This window comes from Streptomyces sp. NPDC018029 (assembly GCF_044327655.1).
Taxonomy (GTDB): Bacteria; Actinomycetota; Actinomycetes; order Streptomycetales; family Streptomycetaceae; genus Streptomyces.
Genome location: NZ_JBIRFV010000013.1, coordinates 95,086 through 121,046, shown reverse-complemented (window position 1 = coordinate 121,046; position 25,961 = coordinate 95,086). Strand labels below are relative to the sequence as shown.

General features: G+C 73.4%; 20 protein-coding genes. 12 read left to right on the top strand and 8 right to left on the bottom strand.

What is annotated here, in order from left to right; genetic code table 11:
• Positions 1-180 precede the first annotated feature (180 nt).
• Entirely contained in the window at positions 181-1,002 is an 822-nt protein-coding gene (locus tag ACH4D5_RS33345) for an SGNH/GDSL hydrolase family protein (protein ID WP_398309995.1), read from the top strand.
• Here the strand turns inward: ACH4D5_RS33345 and ACH4D5_RS33340 are convergent.
• Entirely contained in the window at positions 986-2,635 is a 1,650-nt protein-coding gene (locus ACH4D5_RS33340; RefSeq protein ID WP_398310270.1) for a serine/threonine-protein kinase, read from the bottom strand. The two genes, ACH4D5_RS33345 and ACH4D5_RS33340, sit on opposite strands and share 17 nt — an antisense overlap.
• A gap of 413 nt (positions 2,636-3,048) precedes the next feature.
• Between ACH4D5_RS33340 and ACH4D5_RS33335 the strand changes: the two genes are divergently transcribed.
• Positions 3,049-3,318, top strand: a complete 270-nt coding sequence (locus tag ACH4D5_RS33335; protein WP_358590355.1) for a hypothetical protein — start codon at positions 3,049-3,051, stop codon at positions 3,316-3,318.
• Between the two features lie 248 nt (positions 3,319-3,566).
• Here ACH4D5_RS33335 and ACH4D5_RS33330 read toward each other — a convergent pair whose 3' ends face one another.
• Positions 3,567-4,349, bottom strand: coding sequence for an ABC transporter permease (locus ACH4D5_RS33330; protein ID WP_398309991.1), 783 nt, complete (start codon positions 4,347-4,349; stop codon positions 3,567-3,569).
• A 62-nt stretch (positions 4,350-4,411) separates the two neighbouring features.
• Positions 4,412-5,344, bottom strand: a complete 933-nt coding sequence (locus ACH4D5_RS33325; RefSeq protein WP_398309989.1) for an ATP-binding cassette domain-containing protein — start codon at positions 5,342-5,344, stop codon at positions 4,412-4,414.
• A gap of 63 nt (positions 5,345-5,407) precedes the next feature.
• Here ACH4D5_RS33325 and ACH4D5_RS33320 point away from each other — a divergent pair, with 63 nt between their 5' ends.
• Together ACH4D5_RS33320 and ACH4D5_RS33315 are read left to right on the top strand one after the other, a co-directional pair.
• Positions 5,408-6,139, top strand: coding sequence for a TetR/AcrR family transcriptional regulator C-terminal domain-containing protein (locus ACH4D5_RS33320; RefSeq protein ID WP_398309986.1), 732 nt, complete (start codon positions 5,408-5,410; stop codon positions 6,137-6,139).
• 55 nt (positions 6,140-6,194) lie between these two features.
• A complete protein-coding gene (locus ACH4D5_RS33315; protein WP_398310267.1) occupies positions 6,195-6,464 on the top strand; it encodes a DUF1905 domain-containing protein in 270 nt (89 codons plus the stop codon).
• Here the strand turns inward: ACH4D5_RS33315 and ACH4D5_RS33310 are convergent, their stop codons facing one another.
• The 3 genes from ACH4D5_RS33310 to hmgA are packed head-to-tail and all read right to left on the bottom strand — an operon-like array spanning position 6,465 to position 9,820.
• Entirely contained in the window at positions 6,465-7,667 is a 1,203-nt protein-coding gene (locus tag ACH4D5_RS33310; protein ID WP_398309984.1) for a type ISP restriction/modification enzyme, read from the bottom strand.
• Between the two features lie 25 nt (positions 7,668-7,692).
• Entirely contained in the window at positions 7,693-8,442 is a 750-nt protein-coding gene (locus tag ACH4D5_RS33305) for a GntR family transcriptional regulator (protein WP_398309981.1), read from the bottom strand.
• Between the two features lie 28 nt (positions 8,443-8,470).
• Positions 8,471-9,820 (bottom strand): homogentisate 1,2-dioxygenase, encoded by a 1,350-nt coding sequence (hmgA, locus tag ACH4D5_RS33300; protein ID WP_398309978.1) that lies wholly within the window; start codon positions 9,818-9,820, stop codon positions 8,471-8,473.
• 101 nt (positions 9,821-9,921) lie between these two features.
• On the opposite strand from hmgA, the gene ACH4D5_RS33295 reads away from it, so the two are divergent.
• From ACH4D5_RS33295 to ACH4D5_RS33275, 5 genes are all read left to right on the top strand, one after another.
• Positions 9,922-10,638 carry a TetR/AcrR family transcriptional regulator gene (locus ACH4D5_RS33295; protein WP_398309975.1) on the top strand — a complete coding sequence of 239 codons (717 nt, stop codon included), beginning with the start codon at positions 9,922-9,924 and terminating at the stop codon, positions 10,636-10,638.
• A gap of 105 nt (positions 10,639-10,743) precedes the next feature.
• A complete protein-coding gene (locus ACH4D5_RS33290) occupies positions 10,744-11,601 on the top strand; it encodes a hypothetical protein (RefSeq protein WP_398309972.1) in 858 nt (285 codons plus the stop codon).
• Positions 11,591-17,032, top strand: a complete 5,442-nt coding sequence (locus tag ACH4D5_RS33285; protein WP_398309969.1) for a caspase family protein — start codon at positions 11,591-11,593, stop codon at positions 17,030-17,032. The genes ACH4D5_RS33290 and ACH4D5_RS33285 overlap by 11 nt, the downstream gene beginning before the upstream one ends.
• A gap of 121 nt (positions 17,033-17,153) precedes the next feature.
• Complete coding sequence (locus tag ACH4D5_RS33280; protein WP_398309966.1) at positions 17,154-18,596, top strand: CitMHS family transporter; 1,443 nt, start codon at positions 17,154-17,156, stop codon at positions 18,594-18,596.
• Complete coding sequence (locus ACH4D5_RS33275) at positions 18,596-19,918, top strand: MFS transporter (protein WP_398309963.1); 1,323 nt, start codon at positions 18,596-18,598, stop codon at positions 19,916-19,918. The genes ACH4D5_RS33280 and ACH4D5_RS33275 overlap by 1 nt, the downstream gene beginning before the upstream one ends.
• On the opposite strand, the gene ACH4D5_RS33270 is transcribed toward ACH4D5_RS33275, so the two are convergent.
• On the bottom strand, positions 19,902-21,116 hold the full coding sequence (locus ACH4D5_RS33270) for a S8 family peptidase (protein WP_398309960.1): 1,215 nt from the start codon (positions 21,114-21,116) through the stop codon (positions 19,902-19,904). The two genes, ACH4D5_RS33275 and ACH4D5_RS33270, sit on opposite strands and share 17 nt — an antisense overlap.
• 481 nt (positions 21,117-21,597) lie before the next feature.
• Between ACH4D5_RS33270 and ACH4D5_RS33265 the strand changes: the two genes are divergently transcribed.
• Positions 21,598-22,986, top strand: a complete 1,389-nt coding sequence (locus ACH4D5_RS33265) for an aldehyde dehydrogenase family protein (RefSeq protein ID WP_398309957.1) — start codon at positions 21,598-21,600, stop codon at positions 22,984-22,986.
• 60 nt (positions 22,987-23,046) lie between these two features.
• Positions 23,047-24,126 (top strand): Zn-dependent alcohol dehydrogenase, encoded by a 1,080-nt coding sequence (locus ACH4D5_RS33260; RefSeq protein ID WP_398310265.1) that lies wholly within the window; start codon positions 23,047-23,049, stop codon positions 24,124-24,126.
• A gap of 61 nt (positions 24,127-24,187) precedes the next feature.
• On the opposite strand, the gene ACH4D5_RS33255 is transcribed toward ACH4D5_RS33260, so the two are convergent.
• Positions 24,188-25,234, bottom strand: coding sequence for an urea transporter (locus ACH4D5_RS33255; RefSeq protein ID WP_398309954.1), 1,047 nt, complete (start codon positions 25,232-25,234; stop codon positions 24,188-24,190).
• A 147-nt stretch (positions 25,235-25,381) separates the two neighbouring features.
• Here ACH4D5_RS33255 and ACH4D5_RS33250 point away from each other — a divergent pair, with 147 nt between their 5' ends.
• Positions 25,382-25,957: a TetR/AcrR family transcriptional regulator gene (locus ACH4D5_RS33250; RefSeq protein WP_398309951.1), complete on the top strand. Its 576-nt coding sequence runs from the start codon at positions 25,382-25,384 to the stop codon at positions 25,955-25,957.
• Positions 25,958-25,961: the final 4 nt, after the last annotated feature.

The window sequence follows — 25,961 nt, the reverse complement described above, 5'->3', positions numbered from 1 at the left end:
CCCTCGGCGGCCCGTCAAGATGCGGAGAGGGCGTGCAAATGTTCCCCGCCACAACCGGTCGAAGCTGAACTTCCCGCGATCACAAGGGAATTGTTCAAGAACTTATTGACATGGACACTATCGGCGGTCGGGGGTGCGTGCTACCACGGTCGAGGCAGAAACCCTGCTAAGGGAGGTTCCATGAAATTGTCCCGGATCACGGCATACGTGTCCTCGCTCCTCCTTGCGGCCGCCTTCGCGCTCACCGGCGCGGCAGCGGCCCACGCCGAACAGTCGTCCGACCAGAAGGCCGCGGCCACCGGCTATGTGGCCCTCGGCGACTCCTACTCGTCGGGCGTCGGCGCCGGCAACTACGACAGCGGAAGCGGCAGTTGCAAGCGCAGCACCCGCGCCTACCCCGCCCTGTGGGCAGCCGCCCACTCACCCTCTAGCTTCGCCTTCACCGCTTGCTCGGGCGCTCGTACGGGTGATGTTCTGGCGAACCAGCTGGGTCCGCTCGGTGCCGGCACCGGCCTCGTCTCCCTCTCCGTCGGCGGCAACGACGCGGGCTTCGCCGATGTCATGACGACCTGTGTGCTGCAGTCCGAGAGCAACTGCCTGGCCCGCATCGACCAGGCGCGCCGGTACGTCGACACCACGCTCCCCGGGAACCTCGACAGGGTGTACGACGCGATCAGGGCGAAGGCCCCCTCCGCCCGCGTCGTCGTCCTCGGCTACCCCCGCTTCTACAAGCTCAGCGGCAGCTGCGCCGCCGGCCTCTCCGAGCGCGAGCGGGCCGCCATCAACGGCGCGGCGGACCACCTCAACGCCGCCACCGAAAAGCGTGCCGCCGACCACGGCTTCGCCTTCGGTGACGTCACCTCCACCTTCGCGGGGCACGAGATCTGCTCCGGCAGCCCCTGGCTGCACAGCGTGAACTGGCTCAACATCGGCGAGTCCTACCACCCCACCGCCGCCGGCCAGTCCGGTGGCTACCTCCCGGTCTTCACCGCGGCGGCCTGACCCCCACCGGCTGTCCGTACCCGTTCGGCGTGTAGGAGGCCCCGCCCGTCGGGGTCTCCTCCTCGCAGGTCACCGTGTACGCCACCGAGTTCGACGTCGTCTCCACGGGCTTGCGCACCTGGACGCTGATCGCGTTCTCGTACGTCCCGCCGCCCGTGTCGTACGCCGTCTCGACGTGATTGACCTGCCGGGTCTTGCTCCCCGAGGGGAAGGACAGGGTCTTCCAGCCGGGCTCGCTCGGCTCACCGGACTCCGTCACCCAGCGGTACTCGACGGTGGCGGGGACGCGCCCCACCGTGAACGTCGCGGTGAACGACGGAGCATGAGCGGCCGCCGGCGGGCACGCGCCCTCGTACTGCGTGTAGGCGCCCGAGACGTGCACCTTCACGGACTGCGGCGCCGGGGTGCTGCCCCCGCTCCCGCCGCTTCCGCCGTTCCCCCCGCTCCCTCCGCTCCCTCCGTTGTTTCCGTCGCCTCCGCCGCCGTCCGTGGAGCCGCCGTCGTCGCCGTTCCCGTCCGTGGAGCCGGTCGACCCGCCTCCGCCGGAGCCGCCGTCCGACCCCTCCGACGTACTGCCGCCGCCCCCGGTGGACTGGCCGCTGCTGTCACTGCCTTCGTTGCCGCTCCCGCCTCCGCCGTCGTCGCGGTTGACCAGGTAGTAGGTGAGCCCGCCGAGTGCGAGCGCCAGGGCGACTAGGCCCGCCACCAGGACGGCCACCGCCCGGCGGGACCGGTCGGGCCCGGCCGTCGACGTGTCGGTGGTGGCCGCGGTGGGCCATGGCGCGGGGGCGGGCAGGGGAGCGGGCGGTGTCGGCTCGGGCGGGGGCCGCTCGGCCGTGGTCGTCGGCATGTAGGGGAGCGCGGATCCGGTGCGCGGCGTGCCGCCCGAGGCGACGGTGCGCAGATCGCGCTCGGCGTCGGCCGCGGACATCCGCTCGTCCGGACCCTTGCGCAGCAGCCCCTCGATGACCGGGGTGAGCGGCCCGGCGCCGCGGGCGGGCGGCAGCGGCTCGTCCACCACCGCGCGCAGCGTGCTGAGAGGGGTGTCCTGGCGGAACGGCGAGCTGCCCTCCACCGCGGCGTACAGCAGCACGCCGAGCGACCACAGGTCGGACGCGGGGCCCGGCCGCTGCCCCAACGCCCGCTCCGGCGCGAGGAATTCCGGCGACCCGACGACCTCACCGGTCATCGTCAGCGCCGAACTCCCCTCGACCAGGGCGATCCCGAAGTCCGTGAGGACGACCCGGCCGTCGTTCGCGATCAGGACGTTGCCCGGCTTGACGTCGCGGTGCAGGACCCCGGCGTCGTGGGCGGCGCGCAGGGCGCCGAGGACCTCGGCGCCGATCCGGGCGGCCCGCTGCGGGGTGAGCGCTCCCTCGGCGTCCAGCACGTCCGACAGGGAGAGGCCACGCACCAGCTCCATGACGATCCAGGGGCGGCCGCTCTCGCTCGCGACGTCGTAGACCGTCACCACGTTCCGGTGGGGGATGCGGGCGGCGGCCCAGGCCTCGCGCTCCAGGCGCGCGTACAGCCGGTCGACCTCACCCGCCGGGAGCCCGGCGGGGGCGCGCACTTCCTTGACGGCCACCTCACGGCCCAGCACCTCGTCACGGGCCCGCCACACGGTGCCCATGCCCCCCTCGCCCAGCGGCGCCAGAAGGCGGTACCGCCCGGCGATCACGCGCTCTGGCCGGCTCACGGGCGCCCCCCATCCGCAGCGGTGCGATTCTCCACAAAAGTAGCTCAACCGAGCGCTGTTGCGGCCCCCTTGCACACCAATCCACACCCAAGAGCGAGCCCGCTCGCCCCAGTGACGCGGACATGGCGTCCGGGAAGCCGCGTGAGATGGCCCACGTCACCGGAGCGCTGCCGCGCCACGGTCAGGACGTATGTCCAACTCGCCCTGGAATCAGTCGTATTCGGAGAGTAATCGTCAACCTCCTTGTGGGGTAGGTGAATCCTGCGACCGGGATACACGCGTGTCAGGATGGGGCGATAGGGTTAACCTGCCCTGGGCCGGGTGCCCTCGTACGGGTGGGGAGTGACATGGAACAGATAACGGTGCGCAGCAGGGCGCGTGTCCCTGCGATCACTTGTGGCAGCAGCGCGAGCAGCTCGCGTCTCGACCGCCATCTCTCGGTGCTGGGCGGCCCCGCCGTCCCGCAGCGGGAGTCGCACGAGGCGACGCTGCTGATGCGTGAGCTGACCTCACGTGACACCGCGCACGCCCGCAGCAGCAGGGGTGCCCGAGTGAGGCGAGTCTCGCTCTTCGCGCCACTGCGCCGGTTGCGGCGCTCGCTGTTCGGCGGACGCTGACCGCGGGTGGCCCCCGGGACTGAACCGCCGCTCCGCGGCGGGTCTTTCCCGCCACCCCGCTCTCCTTCCCCCGTCTGTCACACCACCCCGTAGACCCCGGGCTCGACGGGCCGCTCGTCGGCTCCTGACGCGCAGAGATTCAGCCGAACCGCACCGATCGCCGGGCCGACGCGCCCAAACTCCCCCGGTCGGTGCGTGTTCGCCGAAGCGCCTCTGCCTCCCCTTCTTCCCCGTGCCTCCCGCGGTTTTCAGCGCTCCCCGCGGGCATACCGCCGGACGGTCGCCGGCACGCACAGCGCCAGCAGCACCAGCGACCAGAGCACCGACCCCGCCACCGGGTGCGTGACGGGCCAGGCCGCGTCCGCCGGGACGGGCGCGTTGCCGCACAGGTCGCGCACCGCCGTCGCCACCGCGCTGATCGGATTCCACTCCGCGACGAACCGCAGCCAGGACGGCAGCCCGTCGGTGGGGATGTACGCGTTCGACAGCAGCGGCAGCATGAAGGTGGCGCTGCCCAGCTGCCCCGCCGCCTCCTCGCTCCGCGACACGAGGCCCAGCAGGATCCCGATCCACGTGGTCGCGAACCGGAAGAGCATCAGCAGCCCGAACGCGCCGGCCGCCGCGAGCGGCCCGCCCTCGACGCGCCACCCCATGGCGAACCCCACGAGCGCCAGCGGCACGAGCCCCGCCGCCGTGGTCACCAGATCGGCCAGCGCCTGCCCGAGCGGCACGGCGGCCCTGCTCATCGGCAGCGTCCGGAACCGGTCCATCACGCCCCGGTGGGTGTCCTGGGCGGCGGTGAACATGCCGGTCATGATGCCGTTGGCGGCGGTCGCGACCAGCATGCCGGGCACGAGGAAGGCCCGGTAGTCGGAGCCGGGCATCGCGAGGGCGCTGCCGAAGACGTAGCCGAAGAAGAGCAGGAAGACGATCGGCATCGTCTGGGTCATGACCAGGATCGCGGGCGCGTGCCGGACGCGCTGCAGATGCCGGCCGAGCGTGGCCGCGCCGTCGTAGAGGATGGCGTTCATGGGGGAGACCTCCGGGAGTCGGGGAGCGGGCCTGTGGCCCGGGGCGGGAGCGACGTCCTGACTCACGGGACGAGCCGGAGGAAGACGTCGTCCAGCGACGGGCGGCGCAGGCTCACGTCGACGACGGGAACGCCCGCCGCGTCCAGCTCGCGCACCAGCCGCGGCAGCGTGAGCGCGGGATCGAGGGAGACCACCCCGGCGGTGCGGGACTCCGCGTCGAGCACCGGCTCCGCGCCCGTCAGCCGGTCCAGGACCGCGGCCGCCGCGGGCAGCGCCGCGCCCTCCGCGACGGCGACCTCCGCGTAGCTCCCGATCTGCGCCTTCAGCTCCGTGGGCGTGCCGCGGTGGGCCGCACGGCCGCCGTCGATCAGCACGATGTCGTCGGCCAGCTGGTCGGCCTCCTCCAGGTACTGGGTCGTGAGCAGCACCGTCGTGCCCTCGCCCGCGAGCTTCCGCACGGCCTCCCAGATGCCGTTCCTGCTGTGCGGGTCGAGGCCGGTGGTGGGCTCGTCGAGGAAGAGCACGGCGGGCCGGGTGAGGAGGCTCGCCGCGAGGTCGAGGCGGCGCCGCATGCCGCCGGAGTACGTACGGGCCGGGCGGTCCGCCGCGTCGGTGAGCCCGAAGTGTCCGAGGAGTTCGTCGGCGCGTCCGCGCGGCGCGCGCAGGAGGCGGGAGAAGAGCCGCAGGTTCTCCCGCCCGGTCAGATCGCCGTCGACCGACGCGTACTGCCCTGTGACGCCGATGTGCCGGCGTACCGCGGCCGGCTCGCGCACCACGTCGTGCCCCGCGACGCGCGCGGTCCCGGCGTCCGGCGCCTGAAGGGTGGTGAGCACCCGGACCGCGGTGGTCTTGCCCGCGCCGTTGGGGCCGAGCAGCCCGCAGACGGTGCCCTCGGCGATGGCGAGGTCCAGGCCCCGCAGGGCGGTGACGGCCGAGTCGCCGGAGCCGTACCGCTTCTCCAGACCCTCACTAAGTACAGCGTACGTAGTAGTCATGCCGTCACGGTACCTCACTACGTACGCTGTACGTAACTAACATGGGGGGCGAGGTGATGATCAATGGCGGGCCGAGCGGCCACCCCCGAAGTGATCTGGGCGCGCCCCGAGCGTGCGGGCCGCGGCCCCAAGCCCGCGTACAGCAGGGCCGACATCGCGCGGGCGGCCGTCCGCATCGCCGACGCGGACGGCATCGCCGCGGTGTCCATGCGGCGCGTGGCGGCCGAGCTGGGCTGCGGCACGATGTCGCTGTACAACTACGTGCCGCGCAAGGAGGACCTGTACGAGCTGATGGTCGACATGGCCAGCGGGGAGTACGAGCTGTCCGAGGAGGCCGTGGGCGGCGACTGGTACGCGGAGATGCTCGCCCTCGGCCGGCAGACCCGGGCGATCCTGCGGCGGCACCCGTGGCTGGTGCACGTCATGTCGACGGTCTACGGCTCCAGCCCGAACGCGCTGCGGTATCTGGAGCACTGCCTCGGCGTCCTGGAGGGCCTCGACGCGCCCTACGGCACCAAGATGGAGCTCATCGCGATGGTCAACGGCACGGCGATGACCGCCGTGGCCAACGAGATCGCCATCGCCGAGCGCACCAGGGGCCTGCCCTGGTCGGCGGAGCAGGAGCAGGAAGTCCGGTTCGCCTATCTGGCCGCGCAGGTGGCGAGCGGGGCGTATCCGCGGCTCGCGGGGATGCTGGCGCAGGCGCCGCCGCCCGGCGACGCGGACGAGAGCTTCGAACGCGCGCTGCGCAGGCTCCTCGACTCGTTCCGCCCGGACACGCGCGGCGGCCGATGAGTTTCCCGGCCCGCTCCCGTCCTATTCCGTGAACCCCAGAAGCGGAGGCATGAGGATGGACGAGCAGTTCACCGCGACGCTGCGGAAGAGTCCGAACAAGGGTGGCTGGACGTACGTGGTGTGGCCCGAGTCGGCCGCGTACTTCCGCACCCGCGGCCTGGTGAAGGTCAGGGGCACGATCGACGGTCATCCGTTCCGGGGGTCTTTCATGGCCCTGGGGGACGGCACGCACAAGCTGCCCGTGAAGGCGGAGGTGCGCAAGGCGATCGGGAAGGAGGAGGGGGACACCGTGACCGTCCGCCTGGAGGAGCGGCTGGAGAGCTAGCTAGAGCAGGGCGAACTGTCCCTCCGGGCCCTCTTCGTGGTGGTCGAGGACGGACGCCGGGCGCCGCGCGGCGCCCGGCACGGGCAGCACGCCCGCGGCGCGCAGGTCGGCCGCGGTGAGGGGAGCGTCGAGCGAGGACGCCAATTCCGCCCGCTCCGGGCCGAGTTCCGCGAGGAGGGCGAGCACCGTGATCAGTTCGAGCAGCTCGGACGTCCACGGCTGGGGCCACGCCGGGGGCCGGATCGCCTCCAGCGTGCCCGCCTCGGCCGGCTCCGTGCGCCGCGCGAACCAGCGCTCGACGACACGCACCCCGCTCACCTCGTACTCCCAGGCCTCCCACGGCACCGGCGAGATGACGCCGTCCTCGCCGACCCGCAGGACCTCGTCCTCGGCGTCGTACTCCAGGGCGTCGGGCCGGGCGGGGAGGGGCGCCCGGACATAGGGCCTGCGTCCGCCCGGCAGCTTCGGGCGCTCGCCGTCGCCGCGCAGTTGGAGGCGCAGGAGACGCTGCCCGAGCTCCACGCCCCGCGCCCAGACCCCGGCGTCGCGGGTGAGCGGCACCCGGCAGCCCGCCGCGGAACCGGTGCCCACCGCGAGCACCCAGGCGAGCAGGGCGCGCGCGGTGACCTCCTGGCCGAGCAGCCCCGAAAGGTGCGCGAGCAGGCCCGGCGTCACATTGGGCTCAAGGCCGCCGGGGCGGCGGAACAGCGGCCGTATCCTGCCCGGGCGCCCGGCGGGCGAGCGGCCGTCCGGCAGCACCGCCGAGGCGAGGACGGCGGGCCCCGCGGACCCGGGGACGTGACCCTGCTCGACGGCGAAGAGCTGGCCCTCGCCCGCCACCCGCCACAGCTCGGGCCGGGCGACGTCGAGCAGCCGGTGGTCGGGGATCAGCCACTGCTCGTCGAACGGTCCGTGCAGGACGCGCACGGGCTCGGGGCAGGGACCGGTCTCCTTGGCCAGCCGGCCCGTCCCGCCGGAGTGGCCGGGCAGCTGGGCCACCGCGGTGTGCAGGGTGCGGGCACGGGTCGGCCGGAACAGGGCCTCGCGGTCCTGGCCCCCGGCGCGGACGAGGGCGCCCCAACGGGCCTTCAAGGATGCGGGATCCGGACCCATCGGCCACCCGCGGCCCGGCCGGAGCGGTGCGACGGACCACGGCATGAGGTCCGCGAGCAGCGGCGCTTCGTCGTGCGTCACGCCCGGCATCGTACGACGTGTCCGCCCGGCCCCGTCACGTCGCGTCGAGCGTGACCGAGAAGGAGAAGCGGTCGCCGCGGTAGTGGATGCGGGCCACGTCCAGGGTGCGGCCCTCCTCGTCGTACGTGACGCCGGTGTAGTGCAGGATCGGGCTGAGCAGCGGCACTTCGAGGAGCCGCGCGGTCTCCGGGTCGGCGAGCGTCGCCTCGACGGTGTCGGTGATGCGGCTGATGCGGACGCCCACCACGTCGCGCAGGACCTTCGTCATGGGCCAGCGCGCGAGGTCGGCCGGCTCGATGCGGGCGGCCAGTTCGGGGCGGACGTAGTTGCGGGCGTGGTTGGTGGGCTCGCCCGTCTTCTCGTCGCTGCGCAGCCGGTGGTACGTCGCCACCTCGGCCGACCCCGGGAAGTGCCCGGCGAGGTCGGCGGGGAGCGGCGCGGTGCCGTGGTCCAGGAGCCGGGTGGTCATGCCCGACTGCTGGGCCACGATCGCGTCGACCGAGCCGAGCAGCCGGACCGGGGAGCCGCGCCGCGCGCTCGGCTCGATGAAGGTGCCGCGCCGCCGGTGGCGGGTGATGAGCCCCTCGTCCTCCAGCTCCTTCAGCGCCTGCCGCATCGTCAGCACGCTCACCCCGTAGTGCCCCGCCAGCTGCTCCTCGGTGGGCAGCCGGAGCGGGGCGTCAGGGGTGCGGCCCAGTATGGAGGCGCGCAGGGACTGCGACACCTGGTACCAGAGCGGCAGTTTCCGATTCAGGACGATCGAGTCCGGGGCAAAAGCGGTCACGGTCTCTCCGAATCAGCGTGGTAATGCGTCAGTTGCGGAAGTGGCGCTCCAGACCCTGCCATACGTCGTCGTAACCGCGCTGCAGGTGGGACGCGGTGGCCGCCTGCTCCGTGGCCGTCACCGGCCAGCGCGTCTCGAACATGAAGGCGAGGCCGTCGTCGATCTTCTGCGGCTTGAGCTCGGCGGCCGACGCCTTCTCGAAGGTCTCGCGGTCGGGACCGTGCGCGGACATCATGTTGTGCAGGGAGCCGCCGCCCGGCACGAAGCCCTCCGCCTTCGCGTCGTACGCGCCCTCGATGAGGCCCATGTACTCGCTCATCACGTTCCGGTGGAAGTACGGCGGCCGGAAGGTGTCCTCGCCCACCAGCCAGCGCGGGGCGAAGACGACGAAGTCGACGCCGGCGAGGCCCGGGGTGTCCGACGGGGAGGTCAGCACGGTGAAGATCGACGGGTCCGGGTGGTCGTAGCTGATCGAGCCGATCACATTGAAGCGGTGCAGGTCGTAGACGTACGGGACGTGGTTGCCGTGCCAGGCGACCACGTCGAGCGGGGAGTGGTCGTACGTCGCGCGCCAGAGGTTGCCGCAGAACTTGTTCACCACCTCCACCGGGCCCTCGACGTCCTCGTAGGCGGCGACGGGGGCCCGGAAGTCCCGGGCGTTCGCCAGGCCGTTGGCGCCGATCGGGCCGAGGTCGGGGAGCTGGAAGGGCGCGCCGTAGTTCTCGCACACGTACCCGCGCGCGGTCGCCTCCAGGAGCTCCACGCGGAAGCGGACGCCGCGCGGGATCAGTGCGACCTCGCCGGGCTCGGCGTGCAGCAGCCCGAACTCGGTGCGCAGGAGCAGCCCGCCGCTCTCCGGCACGATCAGCAGCTCACCGTCCGCGTCGCTGAACACCCGGTCGGCCATGGAGGAGTTGGCGTGGTAGAGGTGGATGCCCATGCCGGTGCGCTGCGTCGCGTCGCCGTTGCCGCCGAGCGTCCACAGGCCCGCCAGGAAGTCCGTGCCGGGCGCGGGCTCCGGGAGCGGGTTCCAGCGCAGCCGGTTCGGGTCGGGGACCGTCTCGGTGAAGGGGGCCGTGCGCAGCGCGCCGTTGTCGGCCCGGGTGAACTGCGGATGCGCCGCCGAAGGGCGGATGCGGTAGAGCCACGAGCGGCGGTTGTGGGCGCGCGGCTCGGTGAAGGCCGAGCCGCTCAGCTGCTCGGCGTAGAGCCCGAGGGGTGCGCGCTGCGGCGCGTTGCGGCCGTGCGGCAGGGCGCCGGGCACCGCCTCGGAGCTGTGTTCGTTGCCGAAGCCGGAGAGGTAGGTCAGCCCTTCGGCGGCCTTCCTGGCGTCGCTCGCGCCCGCTCGGCCGGCGTTGCTTGCGTGGTCCCCGCGCATCACAGCTCCCTCGTCAACGATTCCTATGGGACACCGTAGGATTCACGTTTTCCTTCCGCAAGAGGAAGCCGGGAATGTGAGCGGTGCTCTACTCTCCCGGGATGCGCCACCCGAACCCGTCCGAGGACCACCCGAACCCGTCCGAGGACCGCCCGAACCCGTCCGAGGATCGCCCGCACTCGTCCGAGGGCCGTCCGAGCCCGCCCAAGGACCCCAGGACCCCGGCCTCCCTGCGCCGCGTCCCCGTGCAGGAGCGCAGCGCCGAGCGCCTGACCCGGATCCTCGACGCCTGCGCCGCCGTCCTCGACGAGACCGGCTACGAAGGCCTCACCACCCGCGCCGTGGCCCAGCGCGCGGGCGTCCCGATCGGCTCGGTCTACCGCTTCTTCGGCAACAAACGGGCCCTCGCCGACGCCCTCGCCCACCGCAACCTCGACGCGTACGCGGAGCGCGTGGCCGCACGCGTGACCGGCGTCGAGCGCGGCGACTGGCGCGGCGCCGTCGACGCCGCCTTCGACGAGTACCTGGCGATGATGCGCACCGTCCCCGGCTTCGGCCTCGTCGACTTCGGCATCCCCTCGGCCCCCGACGCGATGCCGGACGCCAACTCGCAGGTCGCCGAACGGGTGGCGGCCCTGCTCGCGGGCCATCTGGACCGCCCGCTCGACGCCGGGCTGCGCCGCACGATGCTGGTCGGCGTCGAGGCCGTCGACGCGGTCCTCCAGCTGGCGTTCCGCGCCGACCCGGCGGGCGACCCCGCGCTCGTCGACGAGGCACGGATCCTGCTGCACGCGTACTTCGCGCGGTCGCTGGACTGAACGCCGCCCGGCGGCCCGGGCCGCGCCGGTTTGCCGCGTGAACGGCCCCCGCAGAACGCTGCGTTGCTAAGGTGATCGAACCCGCCTGCGGCCACGAGGGGGAACATGGCACGTGTGGTGTGCGTCCACGGGATCGGCCAACAGCACCTGGGTGAGCGCCAGTTGCTCGCGACTTGGCACCCCGCGCTCGCCGACGGCCTGACCCGCGCCGCCGCGCCGCCCCTGGACCCCTCGGACATGACCTGCGTCTTCTACGGGGATTTGTTCCGGCCCGCGGGCCGGACGCTCGGCCTGCTCGACGCACCGCTCGACGCCGCCGACGTGGCCGAAGGGCTGGAGAGCGAACTGCTCCTGCAGTGGTGGGCGGAGGCCGCCCGCACCGACCCCGCCGTCATGCCGCCCACTGCTCGCAGCCTCACGAGCACCCCGGGCGCCGTGCAGCGCGCCCTCCGTGCGCTCAGCCGCTCCCGCTTCTTCGCCGACGTGGCCCTGCGCTCCCTGATCCTCGACCTCAAACAGGTGCGCGCCTACCTCACCGACGCGGCCGTCCACGCCGAGGTCCAGCGCCGCGTCGCCGCCGCCGTCACCCCCGACACACGCGTCGTCATCGGCCACTCCCTGGGCAGCGTCGTCGCCTACGAAGCCCTGTGCGCCCACCCCGACTGGCCCGCCCGCGCGCTGCTGACGCTCGGCTCCCCGCTGGGCATCCGCCACCTCGTCTTCGACCGGCTCAGGGCCGGTGCCGACGGCAGGCCGGGGGACTGGCCGGGCCGCGTCGAGCACTGGACCAACATCGCGGACGAAGGAGACGTCGTCGCCCTCGTCAAGGACCTGCGCCCGCTCTTCGGCGAGCGCGTGCGCGGCCATCTCGTGCACAACGGCGCGAAGGCCCACGACGTGACCCGGTACCTGTGCACGGCGGAGGCGGGCAGAGCGGTGAGCGAGGGGCGCGGTGCGGGGTGACGGGTCCGGCACGGCACCCGCGGACGCGCCCGCCGACCGGCCCGCTCCCGCCCGCCGCTTCCTGCTGTCGACGGCGGTCACGGAGGTCCACGCGCACCCCGAGGCGGCACGGCCCGAACTCGCCGACGACGTGGCCCGCATCGACCGCCTCTTCCTCGGCGAACTCGACTACCGCAGGGGCGCCGACCTGGGCCTCGACCCGACCCGCGAACAACTGACCAAGGCCCTGCGGAAGTTCGCCACCGACCCCGAGCGCACCCCCGACGACTACGTGGTCCTCTACCTCACCTGCCACGGCGTCACCGCCGAGGGCAGCGGCCGGCACTACCTGCTGCTCGCCGACAGCGACGCGCGCGACCTGCCCGGCACCGCCCTGCCCACCGAAGACCTCGTGACCCTGCTGTGGGAGGACACTCCCGTGGCCCGGCTCCTCGTCCTCATCGACGCCTGCTACGCCGAGGAAGGCGCCGACAGCGCACTGCGCGCCGCCCTCGAAGCGCGCCGCTCCGACCCCGGCCCCACCGGCGCGGGCGCCACCGGCCTGGTGATCGTCGCCGCGACCCGGCGCAAGGAGGAAGCGCTGGCCGGAGCCCTCTCCGCGGCCTTCGACCGGGCCGTGCGCAGCCAGGCCACCGCGGGCCACGCACCCGCCCACATCGGCATCGGCCAGGTCATGCGCGCCATCAAGGCCGACCCCCGGCTGCCGGCGACGCAGCGGGCCATCTGGTCCGTGACCCACGCCGACGCCGACATCCCCGACTTCCTGCCCAACCCCCGGCACGTCCCCGGCGCCTGTGGCCTGAAGCTGGAGGAGATCGACCGGATCGTCGACCTCGCCGGCCGCGAACGCCGGGCCAGGAAAGCCGAACTGACCGGATTCTTCCTGCCCAGGGCGCGCGGCACCGACGTGCCCACCGAGGAGGTCTGGGACTTCACCGGCCGGCACACCGCGCTGACCGACATCACCGACTGGCTCGCACCCCACCGTGCCGCCGACCGGCTCTGCGTGGTCACCGGAGACCCCGGCTCCGGCAAGTCCTCCCTGCTCGGCATGGTCACCGTGCTCACCGACGCGGCCCACGGCGCCGCCGTGCCCCGCGCAGGACTGCCCGCCAGGCTGCCCGGGCCCGGCGCCGTGGACGTCGCCGTCAACGCCAGCCACAAGACGAAACGGCAGCTCCTCGACGCGCTCGCCGCCGCATCCGGCTGCGCCGCCGCGTCCCTCGGCGCGCTCGCCGCCCACCTCCAGGCGAGGCCCGAACCCCTCGTCGTCCTCATGGACTCCCTCGACGAGGCACTCGACCCGCACGAGACCGTCGAGGAACTCATCGCCCCGCTCACCGACCCGCGCCGCCGGCTGCCCGTGCGCCTCCTCGTCGGCGCCCGCCCCCACATCGCCCGCCTGCTGCCCCGCACCGCGAGCCGCATCGACCTCGACGACGAACGCCACGGCGACCCCGACGCCGTGCGCGCCTACACCCGCACCTTGCTCACCACCCCCGGATCGGTGCTGTGCACGGCGCCGCCCGACCGGGTCGACGCCGTCGCCCGGGCCATCGCGGAGGCGGCCGGACGCTCCTTCCTGGTGGCCCGGATCACCGCGCGCACCACGGCCCGCGAGACCCGGGTGCCCGACCCGGACGACCGGCGCTGGCGCGACGAACTGCCGCGCCTGCCCGGCCAGGCCATGGAGCGCGACCTGGAACAGCGCCTCGGCCCGCTCGCCGGCCGCGCCCGCGACCTGCTGCGCCCGCTCGCCTTCGCGCAGGGCGTGGGCCTGCCCTGGGCCGGGGTGTGGCCCCGCCTCGCGGCGGCCATCGGCGGCCACCCTTACGGCGACGAGGACATCGTCTGGCTGCGGAAGGCCGCGGGTTCGTACCTCGTCGAGGACGTCGAGTCCGTCGAGGACGGCGTCTCCGTGTACCGCATCTACCACCGGGCCCTCGTCGAGTACCTGCGCGAGGGCCAGGACGCCGCGCGGGTGCAGGCCGTGGTCGCGGACGTGCTGAAGGGCCTCGACCACCCCTACGTACGGCGGTACCTCGCCCTGCACGCGGCCGAGGGCGGCGTCCTCGACCCACTGGTGGAGGACGCGGACTTCGTGCTCACCGCCGACCCGGACCAGCTGCTCGCCGCGCTGCCCCGGCTGCGTACCGCGAAGGGACGGCGGGCCGGACGTGCTGTGCGGGACGTGGAGGAGCTGCTGCGCGGGAGCCGGGCGCGCGCCGCCGACCCCGGGAGCCGGGCGCGGCTGCGGCTCGCCGCCGTCTGCCGGAAGGCGACGGGGCTCGCCGCGTCGTGCGACCGGGGGGATCTGCCGTGGCGGGCGCGGTGGGCGGCGTGGAATCCGCATGGTGGGGCGCGGCGGTACGAGGGGATGGACGCCTCCCCGATGAGCGGCATCGTGGTGCCGGTGGACGCCGGGGCGTACTTCCTGGAGAAGCAGCTCTTCCGTTCCGATGTCACGGTGTGGGACCTGGACACCGGTGACCGCTCGGACCAGCCCGTCACCGATCAGTTCGTCCTGGACACCGCATGGACGGCGATACGCCGACTGCCGGGCTGCGCGGCGGCGGTGTCGAACTACGGGCACGTGACGTGGCGCCGGGGCGAGGCCTTCCCGCTCCAGTGGCGGCTGCTGCACGTCTTCGACGCGGCCCGGGGCGGGTACTGGTGCTGGCGGCTCCCTCCTGACCCCGAGACCGACGCCGGGCACGAGCGCCTCGGGCTGCGCCGGGCGGCACAGGTGCAGGTATGGGGCGGCGTCGACGGGCAGGGGCCGCCGACCCGCGCGGTACTGCGCTTCGCGGGAGGTGACTTTCTCACGTACGCACTGGGCACGAAGAGCGCGCAGCCGCGGCTGTCCCGGCGCCACCGACGTGCGCTGCTCGACGTCGAGAGGAGGCGACAGGAGCGTCTCGGACTGCAGCTCGACGCGGAGTGCGTGGGCCGTTCCGTGGCGGGCAGCGCGCGGTCGGGGACGACGGCACCGATCACCGCGCTTGCCGAGCTGCCCCCCGGATACGAGCACCTGATGCTCGCGGGGTACTCCAACGCCACCGTACGGTTCACCGACCTCGACGCGTTCGGCCCCGCCGTGTCCACCGGGCACGACGGCGAAGTCCTCGCGCTCACGCATGTGGCCGGGCACGCCCAGGGGGATCTCGCTGTCACCCTGGGTGCCGACGGCACGGTCCGCCTGACCTCGCTCACCGAAGAGGCACCCGTGCGCACGCTGCTCGAACACACGCCGCCGCCCCGCGCGCTCGCCGTGCGCCGGGTGGGCCGCCAGTGGGTCGTGGCCGTCGCCACGTCGGACGGGCTGCTGCACCGCGTCGACCTGGACAGCGGGCGCCCGCTGGGGCTGCCGCTGCGGATCGGCAGCGGCGGAAGGGTGCGCCTCTCGACGTTCCGGCTCGGCTCGACGGAGTGCGTGGGCGTGCAGGGGGCCGGGCGCGGCCTCCAGCTGTACGACCTGGTCACCGGCGACCGCGTCGGCGGGCAGGAGGGGCTGCACGAGGCCTCGGCGGTGTGCGCGGTGGACGGGACGACGGCCATCGGCGGCGACGACGGCGTGATCCGGCTCTGGCCCGGTGTGCACGCCGCCGATTCCACTCGGATCAACGCCCATGAGGCACCCGTGCTCGCCGTGGGCGCGGTGCGCGCCCGGGGCACGCGGAGCGCCCTGGTGAGCGTCGGCGGGGACCATCTGATCCGCTGCTGGGACGTGGTCGAGCAGCGGGAGCTGTGGCGGCGACGGCTGTCCCACACGGAACCGTGGACGTACTCGCTGGTGGTCTGCGCGACGGTCGGCCGCACCCGCGAAGGACACGCTCTGGTGGTGACCGGGGAGATCGGCGGCCGGGTGACCGTCCTGACACTGATCGGCGGAGTGCCCCTGGCGGAAAGGGAGTTCACCGTCCCGGGCATCGTGACCGCCGTGACGACGGGCACGGTGAGCGGCCGTGACGTGGTCGTGGCCGCCACCGACAGTGGGCGCGTCGCCTGCTGGGACGTCACGCACGGCAGGTGGTACGGACTCGGGCCTGAGCCCGAACACCCCGCGTGGGCAACGGCGTTGGCCCTCGACCCCGCCGGGTCGGGGCGGCTGTTCGCGGGCGCCGACGACGGCACCGTACGGGAGTGGGCCCTGCCCGCCTGCCGCCCGCTCGGCGAGCCGCTCCTCCTGCACGAGGCACCCGTGCACGCCCTCGCCTTCACACAGGGCGCCCGGGGCGCGCGGGCCTTCAGCGCGGGCGGTGACCGCCGCCTCGTCGCCGTCCGGGGCGAGACATGGGAGCGCAGACTCCCGCTGCCCCTGCGGTCGTTGGCGCGGGCGGACGGCGGAGGCCTGCTCGGCGGCGACGATCGGGGCACCCTGTGGCGGCTCGACGGGCGCGCCGGCGGCTGGGAGCTGACCGAGGCGCTGGACGCCGTGCCGAGCGCGACGGCCGTCTCGGCGTTCACCGCGGACGGGCGCACCGCCGTCGCGGTCGGCGGCTCCGACGGCACGGTCCAGGTGCGCGACGGTACGAGTGGCGCGCTGCGGCACCAGCTGCGGCCCGCCTGCGAGAGCGCGGTCGTGGAACTGATGGCGGCGAGCGGGGCGGCGCCCGGCGGTGCGCCGCGGCCCGTGCTGTTCACGCGGAGCGAGCTGGGGGTCCTTGAGCGCTGGGACCTCGGGGGCCCGGAAGGCGAGCGGCCGGGGAGAACGGTGCTGCGCGAGGTCGTCCTGTCCGACGGGGGCGCGCTGTCGGGCCTCGTGCGGCTGGCGGGGCGGAGCCCGCGCGACAGTGACGTGGCGCTGGCGCTCGACTTCCGGAGCGACTTCGGCCGGATCCCCGTGCGGGTGCACTCCATCGGCGCGGGCCGCGCCGTGAGCCACGACTGGCCGTCCGTGGGGCGTTCCCCGTACCCGCTGACCGGCGGCGCGGCCGCGGTGCGCTGCGGTGGCCGGTGGCTCATCGGGGTCCCGATGCCCAAGGGCCTCAGCCTCGTGGACGCCGAGACCGGACACCGGGCGCTGGTGCCCGGCCAGCATCCGGTGCTGGCGCTGGGCGCGGCCCCGGACGGCCCCGGCGAGCTGATCCTCGTCGGCAGGACCGGCACCTCGGTGCTGCCCGCCGCCCCGGTCCTCGCGGGACTCGCCGAGGGGCCGGGACCGGGACCGCGGCTGGACGTGCGGGCCACCCACGAGCACCCGGCCGCGCTCCTCGGGGTGCGGTACGCCGCCGTGCTGCCCGGCGGGGCGGCGTACGCCGTCGCGGCCTGGCGGCACCTCGTGGTCGTCGGGGCCAGGGACGGTGTCCTGCGGACGGGCCTCGAACTCCCCTCCGTCTGCACGGGCCTCGCCGCGGGCCCGGGCGGCGAGCTCGCCGTCGCGACCCGCAACGGCGCGATTCTCCTCGACGTGCCCGACACACGGCCGTGACCAGGAGTTTTGCGCTTATTGCTCGCGCGTCAACATCTTGTTAACGCTGGATGGCGGGTCCTAACGTCGTCCGGACCGCCAGACCTGGTGGGAGTTCGATGGTGAACGTTAGGTAGCCCCCATGCTGACAATCCTCGGATTCGTCATGATCGCCACCTTCCTGGTGCTGATCATGATGAAGAAGATGTCGCCGATCGCGGCGCTGGTGCTGATCCCCGCGCTCTTCTGCGTTTTCGTAGGAAAGGGAGCCCATCTCGGGGACTACGTCCTCGACGGCGTCGGCAATCTGGCGCCCACGGCGGCCATGCTCATGTTCGCCATCGTGTACTTCGGCGTCATGATCGACGTCGGCCTCTTCGACCCGATCGTCCGGGGCATCCTGCGCTTCTGCAAGGCGGACCCGATGCGCATCGTGGTGGGCACCGCCGTGCTCGCCGCGATCGTCTCCCTCGACGGCGACGGCTCGACCACCTTCATGATCACGGTCTCGGCGATGTACCCGCTGTACAAGCGCCTCAAGATGAGCCTCGTCGTGATGACGGGCGTCGCCGCCACCGCCAACGGCGTCATGAACACACTGCCCTGGGGCGGCCCGACGGCCCGTGCCGCGACCGCGCTGAAGGTCGACGCCGCCGACATCTTCGTCCCCATGATCCCGGCGCTCGCCATGGGTCTGGTCGCCGTGTTCCTCCTCTCGTACGCCCTCGGTCTGCGCGAGCGCAAGCGGCTCGGCGTGCTGTCGCTCGACGAGGTCCTGGAGAAGGAGATCGAGCCGGCCGACGAGACCGTCCTCGTGGGCAGCGGGGGCGGTGCCGACGGGCGTACGTCGCTCACGAAGAAGACCACCGGGGGAGCGGGGACCGGCACCGACGCCGAGACGGACGCGGAGGCCGGCTCCGACCCCGAGTCCGACGACGACGGCTTCCAGGGGCTGGACCCCGACCGCGCCACCCTGCGCCCCAAGCTCTACTGGTTCAACGCCGCCCTCACTGTCCTGCTGCTCACCGCCATGATCATGGAGTGGCTGCCGATCCCGGTCCTCTTCCTGCTCGGCGCCGCGCTCGCCCTCACCGTCAACTTCCCGCACATGCCGGACCAGAAGGCCCGCATCGCCGCCCACGCGGAGAACGTCCTCAACGTCACCGGCATGGTCTTCGCCGCCGCCGTCTTCACCGGCGTCCTCACCGGCACCGGCATGGTCGACCACATGGCCGACTGGCTCGTCGACGCCATCCCGGAGGGCATGGGCCCGCACATGGGCCTGGTGACCGGACTGCTCTCCATCCCGCTCACCTACTTCATGTCCAACGACGGCTTCTACTTCGGCGTCCTGCCGGTCCTCGCCGAGGCGGGCCAGGCGCACGGCGTCGGCACCCTGGAGATCGCCCGCGCCTCCATCGCGGGACAGGCCCTGCACATGTCGAGCCCGCTGGTGCCCGCCGTCTACGTCCTCGTCGGCATGGCCAAGGTCGAGTTCGGCGACCACACCAAGTTCACCGTCAAATGGGCCGTTCTCACCTCGCTGGTCGTGCTCGGCTCCGGCATCCTCTTCGGCATCATCTGATGCCTGCCGCGTCGTCCGGGCCCGGTGGCAGGGGCTGGCTGCTCCGTCTCGTCATCGCCTTCTGCTTCGCGCAGGGGGCGGTGTCGATGGCGCGGCCCGCCGTCTCCTACCGGGCCCTGTCGCTGGGCGCCGACGAGCGGGCCATCGGCGTCATCGCGGGCGTCTACGCCCTGCTGCCGCTCTTCGCGGCCGTACCGCTCGGACGCCGGACGGACCACGGCCGTTGCGCGCCGCTGCTGCCCGTCGGCGTGGTGCTCATCTCCGGCGGCTGCGCCCTCAGCGGTACGGCGGACTCGCTCGCGGCGATGGCCGCCTGGAGCGGGGTGATGGGGCTCGGCCACCTCTGCTTCGTGATCGGCGCGCAGTCGATCGTCGCCCGGCAGTCCGCGCCCGCCGAACAGGACCGCAACTTCGGCCACTTCACCATCGGCGCCTCCCTCGGCCAGCTGATCGGGCCGATCGCCGCGGGCGCCCTGATCGGCGCCGACACGGGCCGCACGAGCGCCTTCGCCCTCATCGTCTCCGCGGTGGTCGGCGCGGTCTCCCTCACCTCGCTGTGGCGCATCGAGCACAAGCGTCCCCGGTCCGCCGCCCCCGAGCGTGCCGGCCGCGTGCCGGTGCTCGGCATCCTGCGCACCCGCGGCGTGCCCGCGGGCATCTTCATCAGTCTCGCCGTGCTCTCCGCGACGGACATCCTCACGGCCTACCTGCCCGTGGTCGGCGAGCACCGGGGCATCGCGCCCGCCACGGTCGGCGTGCTGCTCTCGCTGCGGGCCGCGGCGACCATCGCGTGCCGTCTGGTGATGACGCCGATGATCCGGCTGCTCGGCAGGGCCACGCTGCTGACCTGCACGTGCCTGCTCGGCGGGCTGCTGTGCGCGGGGCTCGCGCTGCCGGTGCCGGTGTGGGCGCTCGCCCTGATGCTGGCCGTGCTCGGCTTCTGCCTCGGCGTCGGGCAGCCGCTCTCCATGACGACGGTGGTCCAGGCGGCGCCCGACGACGCGCGCTCCACGGCCCTCGCCCTGCGGCTCACCGGCAACCGGCTCGGTCAGGTGGCGGCACCCGCGTCCGCGGGACTGGTGGCCGGTGTCGCGGGGGTGGCCGCGCCGTTCGTGATGCTGGGCGGACTGCTGCTGGTCGCGGCGGGTCTCGGCGTACGCGGGCCTCACGCGGCCGAGACCGGGTGCGCCCCGTCAGGGGCGCGGGGAACTGCGCGCCCGGCCACCGACGACCGCCGGAGGCCGACGGCCCGCGGCATGCGGACACGTCGGCCTCCGGGGTGCGCTCACTCCAAGGACCCGCGGATCACTGAACGATCTTGAGGAGCCGGTTCGGCGAACCCGTGCCGGGGTTGGTCACCACGCTCGGCGTGGCACCGTTCACCAGAGCGGAGGCGACCTGCGCCGGCGTGGCCGAGGTGTGGCCCGCCAGATAGATCGCCGCCGCGCCCGCGACGTGCGGGGTGGCCATCGACGTACCGGAGATGGTGTTGGTCGCCGTGTCGCCGGTGTGCCAGCCCGCCTTGATGGAGACGCCCGGCGCGAAGATGTCGAGGACCGAGCCGTAGTTGGAGAAGCTCGCCCGCGCGTCGGTGTTGCTGGTCGCGCCGACGGTGATGGCCGCCGGGACGCGCGCGGGGGAGGAGTTCGCGGCGTTGGTGCTCTCGTTGCCCGCGGCGACCGCGTAGGTGACGCCGTCGGCGATGGAGTTCTTCACGGCGTTGTCCAGCGAGGTGGACGCGCCGCCGCCGAGCGACATGTTGGCCACGGCCGGCGCGCCGGCGGCGTGGTTGCTCGTCACCCAGTCGATGCCCGCGATGACGCCGGCGGTGGTGCCGGAGCCGTTGTTGTCGAGCACGCGGACAGCCACGACCTTGGCCTTCTTGGCCACGCCGTACGTCTTGCCGGCGATGGTCGTGGCGACGTGCGTGCCGTGGCCGTTGCCGTCCTGGGCGGTGCTGTCGCCGTCCACGGCGTCGTATCCGTTCACCGCGCGGCCGCTGATCTCGGAGTGCGAGATGCGCACGCCGGTGTCGATGACGTACGCGGTGACGCCGGAGCCCGCGGTGTCCGGGTAGGTGTACGACCCGTTCAGCGGCAGCTTCGTCTGGTCGATGCGGTCCAGGCCCCAGGGGGCGCCGGTCTGCGTCGCGGAGGACTGGAGTCTCTGGTTCTGCTCGACGGAGGCGACGGCGGGATCGGCGGCGAGTCTCTTCGCCTCCGTCTCGGTCAGCTTCGCGGAGTAGCCGTTGAGCGCGGACTTGAAGGTCTTCTGCACCGAGCCGCCGTACTCGGCTATGAGGTCCTTGCCCTGGCTCGTGGCGGCCTTGAGGCCCGACCCGTTCTTCAGCGTGACGATGTAGCTGCCCTTGATCGCGTCGGCGGAGCCGGCCGCGAGCACGGTGCCCTCGGCGGGGGCGGCCTGGGCGGGCAGGGCGGTGACCGTACCGATGACGGCGGCGGCGGTGGCGGTCGAGATCGCCGCGGCGATCACAGTCTTCTTGCTGCGAAGCATGGCCATTACGAGGGAGTCCTCCTCATTGGCGGCGTGCCCGGGGTCGGGCGCGCGACTGTGGGGGGTGTGCACGGGATCGCACACACAGAAGGGAGCGGTGCGTGCCGCTCCCGTCGCGATCAGAAGATTGACTGTTCGACGTGTCCAGATCAAGAGAGTCGACGCCTTGTCATGCGTCCGTCATGTATTCGAAATCGAATACAGGGCGAATGGGTGGGGTGTGTCCGGAAAACAGCTGAGGGCGGGGCGGGGTGCGCGGAGCAGGCGTGAGCCGCACCGCCCCTTCGCGCGCTGGTCAGCGGCCTGGTGTAGGCCTCGGGACGGTCTGGAAACGGGGTGGACCGGGCCTAGGCCGGAGCTGGAACCGGCCCGCGGGGCGCGAACCAGTGAGTCGGAGCGGTCGGCGGCCGCGGCGGGGCCGGGGCCCCTGGTGTCTGAAAACTATCAGCGCTAGTTTGTAGCGCGGACGACAACCTGGAGGAATGCGATGAAGGCCCACGACGGGATGTACATCGACGGCGCCTGGCGGCCGGCTGCGGGCACCGACACCATCACGGTCCTGAACCCAGCGGACGAACAGCCCATCGGCCAGGTCCCCGCGGGCACCGCGGAGGACGTCGACGCCGCGGTCCGCGCCGCCCGGGCCGCCCTGCCCGGCTGGGCCGCCACCCCGCCCGCCGAGCGCGCCGCCCTGATCGGCGCCCTCCGCGACCGCCTCGTCGCCCGCAAGGACGAGGTCGCCGAGACCGTCACCGCCGAGCTGGGCGCCCCGCTGCCGTTCTCGCAGGCCGTGCACGCCGGGGTGCCCATCCTGGTCTCCGGCTCGTACGCCGAACTCGCCGCGACCCACCCCTTCGAGGAGCGGGTCGGCAACTCCACCGTCTACCTGGAGCCGGTCGGCGTGGTCGGCGCGATCACGCCCTGGAACTACCCCCTCCACCAGATCGTCAACAAGGTGGCCCCCGCGCTCGCCGCGGGCTGCACGGTCGTGCTCAAGCCCGCCGAGGACACCCCGCTCACCGCCCAGCTCTTCGCCGAGGCGGTGCACGAGGCGGGCGTGCCCGCCGGGGTGTTCAACCTGGTCACCGGCCTCGGCCCGGTCGCGGGCCAGGCGCTCGCCGAGCACGAGGGCGTCGACCTCGTCTCGTTCACGGGCTCGACGGCGGTCGGCAAGCAGATCGGCGCCACCGCGGGCGCGGCCGTCAAGCGGGTCGCCCTGGAGCTCGGCGGCAAGTCCGCCAACGTCATCCTGCCCGGCGCCGACATCGCCAAGGCCGTCAACGTCGGCGTCGCCAACGTCATGTCCAACTCCGGCCAGACGTGCAGCGCCTGGACCCGCATGCTGGTGCACACCGACCGGTACGACGAGGCGGTGGAGCTCGCCGCGGCCGCCGCCGCCAAGTACGGCGACCGCATCGGCCCCGTCGTCAACGCCAAGCAGCAGGCACGCGTACGCGGCTACATCGAGAAGGGCGTCGAGGAGGGCGCCCGGATCGTGGCGGGCGGCCCCGAAGCACCCAAGGACAAGGGCTACTTCGTCCAGCCGACCGTCTTCGCGGACGTCACGCCCGAAATGACCATCGCCCAGGAGGAGATCTTCGGCCCGGTCGTCTCGATCATCCGGTACGAGGACGAGGACGACGCCCTGCGCATCGCCAACGGCACCGTGTACGGGCTCGCGGGCGCGGTGTGGGCGGCCGACGACGAGACTGCGGTCGCGTTCGCCCGCCGCATGGACACCGGCCAGGTCGACATCAACGGCGGCAGCTTCAACCCCATCGCGCCCTTCGGCGGCTACAAGCAGTCGGGCGTCGGCCGCGAGCTGGGCGCGCACGGCCTGACGGAGTACCTCCAGACGAAATCCCTGCAGTTCTGACGCAGTTCCGACCCGCTCGGCCGCCCCGAGTCCGCCAACCTTCCCAAGGAGTACGTGAACGTGGTCCGCGCCGCCATCCTCCCCGCCGTCGGCTCCCCGCTGGAGATCGCCGAGATCGACCTGCCGGAGCCGGGCCCCGGCCAGGTCCGGGTGCGCCTCGCGGCGGCCGGGGTCTGCCACTCCGACCTGTCCCTGACCAACGGCACGATGCGGGTGCCGGTGCCCGCCGTCCTCGGTCACGAGGGCGCGGGCACCGTGGTCTCCGTCGGCGAGGGGGTCACGCACCTCGCGCCCGGCGACGGCGTCGTCCTGAACTGGGCGCCGTCGTGCGGCAGCTGTCACGCCTGCTCGCTCGGCGAGGTGTGGCTCTGCGGCAACGCCCTCGCGGGCGCCGCCGACGTCTACGCCAGGCGGCCGGACGGCTCGGACCTGCACCCCGGTCTGAACGTCGCCGCGTTCGCCGAGGAGACGGTGGTCGCCGCCAACTGCGTCCTGCCGGTGCCGGACGGCGTCCCGCTCACCGACGCGGCCCTGCTCGGCTGCGCCGTCCTGACCGGGTACGGCGCCGTGCACCACTCGGCGCGGGTCCGCGCGGGCGAGAGCGTCGTGGTCTTCGGCGTCGGCGGGGTGGGCCTCGCCACGCTGCAGGCGGCCAGGATCGCGGGCGCCGGGCAGATCATCGCGGTCGACGTCTCCCCGGCGAAGGAGGAGCTGGCGCGCTCGGCAGGGGCCACCGACTACGTGGTGGCCTCGGAGACCACGGCCCGCGACATCCGCAAGCTCACCGGCGGCAACGGCGCCGACGTCGCGGTCGAGTGCGTGGGCCGCGCGGTGACGATCCGCTCGGCCTGGGAGTCCACGCGGCGCGGCGGGCGCACCACGGTGGTCGGCATCGGCGGCAAGGACCAGCAGGTCACCTTCAATGCCCTGGAGCTCTTCCACTGGGGCAGGACCCTGTCCGGCTGCGTGTACGGCAACTGCGACCCGGCGGTGGACCTGCCGGTCCTGGCCGGGCACATCCGGGCGGGAAGCCTGGACCTCGGCGCCCTGGTGACCGACCGGATCGGCCTCGACGGCATCCCGGCCGCCTTCGAGAACATGGTCGCGGGCAAGGGCGGGCGGGCGCTCGTCGTGTTCTGATCGGCGCCCGGCCGCTGCCAGGCCACTGTCAGACCGCTGCCGGGCCACTGTCAGGCCGCCGTCAGTCCCCGGCGGCCGAACCCGTCAGCCGGGGAAAGGACTTGGCCGCCGCCAGGAAAACGAGCGTGGTCAGTACGAACGGCCAGGTGAAGGCGTGCCCGCCGGCCGGTGCGAAGAACGCCGCGACGGCCGGGCCGAGCGCCGTCGCGGTGGCGGCGCCCACGAGCGCGTACGCGAGTGTCGCCGCCCGCACCGGCAGGAACACGCCGCACAGGGCGAGGGCCACGAGGACGGAGTTGTAGCCCGCCGTGCCGTCGGCGAGCTGTGCGGCGGGGGCGCCGAGGGCCCACGCCGCGGCCATCCCGACGGCGCTGCCGAGGCACGCGACGGCCGCGGCGCGGCGGCCCGCGACGAGGAGGCCGAGCAGCAGCAGGGCACCCACGTACCACTGCGGCATGAAGAAGATCTGGCCGAACCCGGCGAAGAACCCCCGGACCACGTCGGCCGGTTGGAGGGCGGTGGAGCCCGTCGCGGCCCGGGCGAGCGCGGCCGGGGCGTCGCCGTGGTGCCAGACGTGCCGGAAGCCGGGCGCGGCGACGGTCGCCGCGGAGGCGGTCAGGCAGAACGGCAGGGTGAGCGAGGGCAGCTCCCAGGCCCCGAGGAACCGGACCACGGCCGCGGTCACGACCGTGACGACCACGCAGCCCGCGACGGCGAGCAGCGCCGTCGACACGTGCTCCGCGCCGAGGAAAACCGCGAAAGAGAGCGCGGTGAGGCAGGCGTTGAACCCTTCGAGGCCGGTCGCGACGCGGTCGCGGTCCACGCCGAGGAGCCGCGCGGTGGCCGTGCCCACGGCGGTGCCCGCCAGGCCGTAGAGCCCGTACTCCCAGCCCGCCGCGAACAGCGCCACGCAGAAGACGGCGCCCGCGGCCACGCTCGGCAGGAACGTCACCTGCGCCTGGCCGCGCAGCACTTGAGCGGCGAAGAGGCGGGCCGCGGACAGCCGGGCGAGGGGCGGCCCGCCCCCGCGTCCCGTCGCCCCTCGCCTCGCCCCTCCCGCACCGTCGGTCGAGCCCCCGGCGCCCAGCGCATCCGTCGCGTACCCCACGGCCACTCCCGTGTCAGGTCCTTTGTTTCGTCCGTGTTTCGTCCGGCAGGACGGATGCAGATTACAGCTACTTCGCCCGGGGCGGGGCCCGATCCAGTACTCTCCTCATAGTGGTCAAGGTGTAGTACTGCGGATGGAGTGGTGGCGATGGTGCGCAGGAACGACGGGCGGCGGGCGGCTCTGGTGGACGCCGCCATCGAAGTGCTGGCCAGAGAGGGTGCCCGCGGGCTGACCTTCCGGGCGGTGGACGCGGAGGCCGCGGTGCCCACGGGCACGGCCTCCAACTACTTCAGCAACCGCGACGACCTGCTCACCCAGGCGGGCGCCCGCGTATACGAACGCCTCACGCCCGACGAGGCGGAGGTCGAACGGCAGCGCACGGCCAAGCCCGACAAGGAGACCTACGTGACGCTGATGCGCGAGGTCGTCGGGCGCGTCAGCGGCTTCCGTACGGGCTATCTGGCGCTGCTCGAACTGCGCCTGGAGGCCACCCGGCGCCCGGAGCTGCGCGCCGTCCTCACCGAGCGCGTCCGCGCCGACCTGGCCGCCAACCTCTCGTACCACGCCGACTCCGGGCTGCCGGGCGACGCGACGGCGGTCAAGCTCCTGTACATGGCCTTCAACTGGCTCATCGTCGAACAGCTCACCCTGCCCGACGTCCTCTCGGAGGCCGAGCGCGACGCCCTCGTCGCGGCCGCGGTGGAGCGCATCGTCGAGGAGTGACGTC